This window comes from Pseudomonas sp. P5_A2_2 (assembly GCF_054177685.1).
On the sequence record NZ_JBGCUL010000191.1, the window covers coordinates 1 to 6,770 of the forward strand.

6 protein-coding genes and 1 pseudogene are annotated in these 6,770 nt (G+C 57.4%); 4 read left to right on the top strand and 3 right to left on the bottom strand.

The features are described 5' to 3' along the window. From ACXRVY_RS13520 to ACXRVY_RS13530, 3 genes are all read left to right on the top strand, one after another. Positions 1 to 110 (top strand): hypothetical protein (locus tag ACXRVY_RS13520; RefSeq protein WP_458237549.1); only part of this gene is annotated, 110 nt, incomplete at its 5' end. Positions 111 to 114: 4 nt separating this feature from the next. Continuing rightward, positions 115 to 660, top strand: a complete 546-nt coding sequence (gmhB, locus tag ACXRVY_RS13525; RefSeq protein WP_223459112.1) for a D-glycero-beta-D-manno-heptose 1,7-bisphosphate 7-phosphatase — start codon at positions 115 to 117, stop codon at positions 658 to 660. 90 nt (positions 661 to 750) lie between these two features. After that, positions 751 to 1,530 (top strand): lysophospholipid acyltransferase family protein, encoded by a 780-nt coding sequence (locus ACXRVY_RS13530; protein ID WP_223455494.1) that lies wholly within the window; start codon positions 751 to 753, stop codon positions 1,528 to 1,530. A 216-nt stretch (positions 1,531 to 1,746) separates the two neighbouring features. Here the strand turns inward: ACXRVY_RS13530 and ACXRVY_RS13535 are convergent, their stop codons facing one another. After that, positions 1,747 to 3,282, bottom strand: a complete 1,536-nt coding sequence (locus ACXRVY_RS13535) for a sensor histidine kinase (RefSeq protein ID WP_458237547.1) — start codon at positions 3,280 to 3,282, stop codon at positions 1,747 to 1,749. A 169-nt stretch (positions 3,283 to 3,451) separates the two neighbouring features. Between ACXRVY_RS13535 and ACXRVY_RS13540 the strand changes: the two genes are divergently transcribed. Then, positions 3,452 to 4,168: a response regulator transcription factor gene (locus ACXRVY_RS13540; protein WP_223459106.1), complete on the top strand. Its 717-nt coding sequence runs from the start codon at positions 3,452 to 3,454 to the stop codon at positions 4,166 to 4,168. A gap of 61 nt (positions 4,169 to 4,229) precedes the next feature. On the opposite strand, the gene gyrB is transcribed toward ACXRVY_RS13540, so the two are convergent. Continuing rightward, on the bottom strand, positions 4,230 to 6,647 hold the full coding sequence (gene gyrB, locus ACXRVY_RS13545; RefSeq protein WP_458237548.1) for a DNA topoisomerase (ATP-hydrolyzing) subunit B: 2,418 nt from the start codon (positions 6,645 to 6,647) through the stop codon (positions 4,230 to 4,232). A 5-nt stretch (positions 6,648 to 6,652) separates the two neighbouring features. After that, a pseudogene (locus tag ACXRVY_RS13550) lies at positions 6,653 to 6,770 on the bottom strand (DNA replication/repair protein RecF); the annotation flags it as partial.

Here is a 6,770-nt window from a genome sequence, read left to right on the forward strand (position 1 = left end):
CCGTGATGGTCAACGCGGAGGACGCAAAAGTCCGCGCCAACCGTTATGCGTTGCTGGCGCGTCTGCGTGGTTTGTTCCTCGGTGTCGCCGACATTTCACTGCTGGGTTGAGGGATTGCTGTTGAAACTGCTGATTCTCGATCGGGACGGAGTGATCAATTACGACTCCGACGCTTACATCAAGTCGGTGGAGGAGTGGATTCCGCTCCCCGGTTCGATCGAAGCCATCGCGCAGTTGAGCAAGGCCGGCTGGACGGTAGCGGTCGCCACCAACCAGTCGGGCATCGCTCGCGGCTATTACGACCTCGCCACCCTGGATGCCATGCACGAGCGCTTGCGCGCGCTGGTGGCAGAGCAGGGCGGTGAAGTCGGCCTGATCGTCTACTGCCCCCACGGGCCGGACGAAGGCTGCGATTGCCGCAAGCCGAAACCCGGGATGTTGAAAACCATCGCCGCTCATTACAACGTGTCGCTGACCAATCTCTGGTTCGTCGGCGACAGCCTTGGTGACCTGGAAGCCGCCAAAGCCGTCGATTCACAGCCAGTTTTGGTAAAGACCGGGAAAGGCGAAAAGACTTTGGGTAAAACCCTTCCGGTTGGCACATTGATTTTTGACGATCTGGCGGCGATTGCCGCAGAACTTGTGCACAAATGCACTTAACTAAGTGTGCGCTTCTGAAATTCCTGGCATAGGATGATAGGGAAGTGCGCTTTACATAGGCGGGTATTTCCCGCAACGGTAAACGTCACCATGTCGATATTGCAGGCCATCAGAACCTTCCTCTTTTACCTGCTGCTGGGCACCAGCTCTTTGCTGTGGTGCAGCCTGAGCTTTTTTATCGCGCCGTTTCTGCCCTTCAAGGCACGTTACCGCTTTATCAACGTGTACTGGTGCCGCTGCGCCTTGTGGCTGAGCAAAGTGTTTCTGGGTATCCGCTACGAAGTGAAGGGTGCCGAGAACGTACCTGAACGGCCTTGCGTCATTCAGTCGAACCACCAGAGCACGTGGGAGACGTTCTTTCTCTCTGCTTACTTTTCACCGCTGAGCCAGGTGCTCAAACGTGAACTGCTCTATGTGCCGTTCTTCGGTTGGGCCATGGCCATGCTGCGACCGATCGCCATCGATCGCGACAACCCGAAAGCCGCACTCAAGCATGTTGCGAAGAAGGGCGATGAACTGCTCAAGGACAATGTCTGGGTGCTGATCTTCCCCGAAGGCACGCGCGTTCCTTTCGGCACCGTCGGAAAGTTCTCGCGCGGTGGCAGCGCATTGGCGGTCAACGCCGAATTGCCGGTGCTGCCGATTGCGCACAACGCAGGCAAGTTCTGGCCGAAAACCGGTTGGGCGAAGAAGCAGGGCGTCATCACTGTGATCATTGGTGCACCGATGTATGCCGAAGGCAACGGGCCACGAGCCATTGCCGAATTGAACGACCGGGTTCAGGCGTGGAATGAGCAGATGCAACGGGAAATGGGCTCGCTGCCACCGGCTCCGCAAGCGCCGGTTTCAAACGATCAGGTGGCTGTCTGAGATTCTGTGGATAACCTGTGTACCGTTCCACTGAAAACCGTCGTTATTTGTACGTAAGTTTATGATTTTTTTACATATTTCTCAGAGAGATAAAAATCATAAAAACGTGCATAAGTTTTTTTCGGACGTARAAAAACCGGCTGATATAGCCGGTTTTTTTATGCCCGGAACAATCGCAGACTGGCGACATGACAGGGCGACCTGGGTCGCTCGCTTTCATTCTGTAAATAGCGGAAATTGCAGCCTGAATGTCGTGCCCCGACCCACCTCGCTCTGAYACTCGATTCGCCCGCCGTGCCGATCCACAACGGCTTTGACCATCGACAATCCCAGCCCCACGCCATCGATACCCTGGGCGGAAGAAAAGCGCCGGTATTGGCTGAACAGTTCGGGTAACTCCTCTGCGGTGATGCCTTTGCCCTGATCGATGAGCTCACAGATCAGCCAGCCGTCGCGTTGACTGACGCGCAAATGGATACGAGTACCTGAAACACTGTACTTGATGGCATTTTCCAGCAGATTGAACAACGCCCGGGTCAGCAGTGCCTGATCCGCCAGAACCAGACTTTCCTGTGCCTCTTCTTCCACTTGATGAACCAGTTCGATCTGTTTCAGCTGCGCGATGGGCAGCGCCTGATCGAATACATCCAGTACCAGCATCGCAAACAGGCTCGGCTGAAACTGATAAGCCTCGGACTCGGCCCTCGCCAGTTGAACGAAGCCGTCAGTCAGTTCCAGGGCCCGGCGTACCTGCCTTTCGATTTGATCGAAGAGTTGCAGGTCACCGCCCACCTGATGACGATGCACATCGAGCAGCGCGAGGATGGCCGAGTGGGGTGCCCGCAGGTCGTGGGACAGAAAACGCAACAGGACCGCGCGTTGCTCTTCTGCATCACGTTCGACACTCAGGTCAGTCAGGTTCCACAACCAGCCGACAGGGGTTTCCCCGTCTACTGGTAACAGCTCGGCACGCTCCAGACGCAGGCTGCGTTCCTTTAGGTCGCGAAACTCCAGCAACGGCAGTGTCGATAAAGATGAGCCCGGCCCACGGTTCATATCCGGATAACCCAGCTGTTTAAGTCGCCCGAGCACATCATCGCCGACCAGATCGCCACCAAACAGGTCGCGGGCCTTGCGGTTGCCGAGCAGAATCTGCCCCTGGGGATCGCTGATCAACGTGGCCACCGGCAAGTACTCCAGGCCATCGGCGATAAATCGGTGGGTATCGCGGGTCAGGCTCATGGCTTGTTCCAGCGCCATGATCTGCTTCTGCAAACGGTCGCCACCGGGATACTGGGCACGACGGCGCTCCGGAAACACTTTCGGCTCGCTGTCCAACCGCGCCAATTCCCAACCGAAATAGGTCAGCACCACACTGAGGCGCCGCCAGTTCCAGATCAGATAACCAAACAGCATCCCCAGCACCGCAGGCGTCGGTGACCACCACCAGCGCTTGAACTCCGCAAGGCCGGCGCTGGTCAGCAACGCACAAGCCATCCCCGTGAGCGTCAACCAGAGCGCCAGGCGCGGGCGCCACAGCAGCAACCCGAGCACGCACGTCACCAGACCAAGGGAAAGCCCTGCGCTCAAGCCCGGGGATGCATCACCCAGGTTGATTTGCACGCGATAGGACAGCAACGTCGTCAGCGGTAACAGCACAAGACTTATCCACAACCACTCGCGCACCAATTGCCGAAACAATCGCTGTACCTGGCTGGGCTCTCGGCTTTCACGGCTACGTTGGTCAAACATGGCCAACAGGGCAGGGCGGGATAAACGGTTTCATGATTCCTACGCCTGAGGATTCGACTCAAAGAATCATAGCGGACGCCGCGACCAACGGCGGGGCGCTTGCTTTCACTGTATCGATTGAGCCGCTATGGTCGATGAAGAGCTGCCCAAGCGACAAGGAATCACCTGTATGCGTGTTGCGATTCTGGACGATGAGCCCGCCGAACTGCGCCGGGTCGAACAAACCCTGCAACAAATGGCCGAAGCCGGAAAGCAGCCGTGGTCGCTGCACAGCTTCGAACGGGCCGAAGACCTGTTGCGACAATTGCGTCGGGAGACCTTCGACCTGCTGATCCTCGACTGGCAACTGCCAGACCTCACGGGTTTGTCATTGCTGCTATGGACCCGCGAACACATGGAAGCACCGCCGGCGGCAATCATGCTCACCAGTCGCGACGGCGAAAGCGATATCGTTCAGGCCCTGAATGCTGGCGCCGACGACTACGTCAGCAAACCTTTCCGCCCCAATGAACTGAAAGCCCGTGTTGGCGCGGTACTGCGCCGCCATGCCCAGCAGCGCGCAACTGCTGAAGTGTTGAGCTTCAATGGCCTCGTTTTCGACGACGCCGAACTGACCGTCACTCGCGACGGCAAACCGATCGTCATGACCGAACGCGAGTACCGCCTGGCGCATTGCCTGTTCAGCAACCTCGGCCGACCGCTGTCGCGGGATTACCTGTACGAACGACTCTGGCCCCATGAAGAAATGTCGTCGTCCCGGCCGCTGGATACGCACATCTATCGCCTGCGCAACAAGCTTGGCCTGACGGCGGACCGCGGTTGGCAGTTGCTGACGATTTACGGGTATGGGTATCGGTTGGAGAGTGTGGTGGGGGCGCGCGAGTGAAACGCAGGCAATAAAAAAGGCCAACGCAATGCGTTGGCCTTTTCATTGGCATCGACCGGGATCAGAAGTCCAGGTTGGACACCGCCAGGGCGTTGCTTTCGATGAAGTCACGACGAGGTTCGACCGCATCACCCATCAGGGTGTTGAAGATCTGGTCCGCGCCAATGGCGTCTTCGATGGTCACTTTGAGCATCCGGCGCTGGCTTGGGTCCATGGTGGTTTCCCACAGCTGATCCGGGTTCATTTCGCCCAGACCTTTGTATCGCTGGATGGTGTGACGCTTGGTGCTTTCAGCCATAAGCCATTCAAGGGCTTCCTTGAACTCGGTCACCGGCTTCTTGCGCTCGCCACGCTGGATGTACGCGCCGTCGTCCAGCAGGGTGCTCAGTTGAGCGCCTAGCGAAACGACAGTCTTGTAATCGTTGCTGCCGAAAAAATCGCGGTTGAAGGTGACGTAGTTCGACAGGCCGTGGGAGATCAGTTCGACCTCTGGCAGCCAAACGTTACGTTCACGGTCTTCACGCAGGCTGGCTTTGTAAACCAGGCCGGACTTCTCGACGGTGCGCAGGCGAACTTCGTACTGAGCCAGCCAATCTTGCATCGCTGCGTGATCGGACAGTTGCTCCATGCTCACCGCTGGCAGGTAGATGAAGTGCTCGGTCAGCTCCTGTGGGTACAGGCGCGACAKACGCTTGAGGGTCTTCATCACCAGACGGAAGTCAGTCACCAGACGCTCGAGGGCTTCACCGGAGATACCCGGTGCTTCTTCGTTCAGGTGCAGGCTCGCATCTTCAAGCGCCGACTGCGTCATGTACTCTTCCATGGCGTCGTCGTCTTTGATGTATTGCTCTTGCTTGCCTTTCTTCACTTTGTACAGCGGCGGCTGGGCGATGTAGATGTAGCCACGCTCGATCAGCTCCGGCAATTGACGGAAGAAGAAGGTCAGCAGCAATGTACGGATGTGCGAACCGTCGACGTCAGCATCGGTCATGATGATGATGTTGTGGTAGCGCAGCTTGTCGATATTGTACTCGTCGCGGCCGATGCCACAGCCCAGCGCGGTGATCAAGGTGCCCACTTCTTGCGAAGAGATCATCTTGTCGAAGCGCGCCTTCTCGACGTTCAGGATCTTGCCCTTCAGCGGCAGGATGGCTTGGGTCCGACGGTTACGTCCTTGCTTGGCAGAGCCACCCGCGGAGTCACCTTCCACGAGGTACAGTTCGGACAGGGCAGGGTCCTTTTCCTGGCAGTCGGCCAGTTTGCCTGGCAGGCCGGCGATGTCCAGCGCGCCTTTGCGGCGGGTCATCTCACGGGCTTTACGCGCCGCTTCACGGGCACGAGCCGCGTCGATCATCTTGCCGACGACCAGTTTGGCTTCGTTCGGGTTTTCCAGCAGGAAGTCGGAGAAGTACTTGCCCATTTCCTGTTCGACCGCGGTCTTCACTTCGGAAGACACCAGCTTGTCTTTGGTCTGGGAGCTGAACTTCGGATCCGGCACTTTTACCGAAATGATCGCGGTCAGGCCTTCACGGGCATCGTCACCGGTGGTGGCGACTTTATGCTTCTTCGCCAGGCCTTCTGCTTCGATGTAGGTGTTGAGGTTACGCGTCAGTGCGGAACGGAAACCCACCAGGTGAGTACCGCCGTCGCGCTGTGGGATGTTGTTGGTGAAGCACAACAGGTTCTCGTTGAAACTGTCGTTCCACTGCAGGGCGATTTCCACGCCGATGCCGTCTTCACGCTGAATGTTGAAGTGGAACACCTGGTTGACCGCAGTCTTGTTGGTGTTCAGGTATTCAACGAACGCACGCAGGCCGCCTTCGTACTTGAACAGCTCTTCCTTGCCGCTGCGCTCGTCCTTGAGGACGATGCCGACACCGGAGTTTAGGAAGGACAGTTCACGAATCCGCTTGGCCAGGATGTCCCAGCTGAAGTGGATATTCTTGAAGGTTTCAGCCGATGGCTTGAAGTGAATCTGGGTGCCCGTGGTTTCGCTCTCACCAACGATTTTCATCGGTTCTTGCGGAACACCGTGTACGTAAGTCTGTTCCCAGATTTTGCCGCTACGGCGAACGGTCAGGACCAGTTCTTTGGACAGTGCGTTCACCACCGACACACCTACACCGTGCAGACCACCGGATACTTTGTAGGAGTTGTCGTCGAACTTACCGCCGGCGTGCAGCACGGTCATGATGACCTCGGCTGCCGAAACGCCTTCTTCTTTGTGCACGTCTACCGGGATGCCACGACCGTTGTCACGAACGGTGATGGACTCATCCGGGTGGATGATGATGCTGATGTCGTCGCAGTGGCCGGCGAGAGCTTCGTCGATCGAGTTATCGACCACTTCGAACACCATGTGGTGCAGACCGCTGCCATCGTCGGTGTCACCAATGTACATACCGGGACGTTTGCGTACGGCATCCAGGCCTTTCAGCACTTTAATGCTCGTTGAGTCGTACGTATTTTCTTCGCTCAATGCCTTCACTCCCGATGGTCGTGGGTCTGGGTGATACGGCCCTGTTCCACGTGGAACAGAGCGACTGGCGTTTCCGTCTGCCAGCCTTCCCTCAATAATTCGTGATCTACACAGGTGATAAAC

What these genes read in the sequence shown, in the direction of transcription:
- ACXRVY_RS13530 (WP_223455494.1), top strand. Translation starts at nt 751, where the DNA reads ATGTCGATATTGCAGGCCATCAGAACCTTCCTCTTTTACCTGCTGCTG.
- ACXRVY_RS13540 (WP_223459106.1), top strand. Translation starts at nt 3,452, where the DNA reads ATGCGTGTTGCGATTCTGGACGATGAGCCCGCCGAACTGCGCCGGGTC.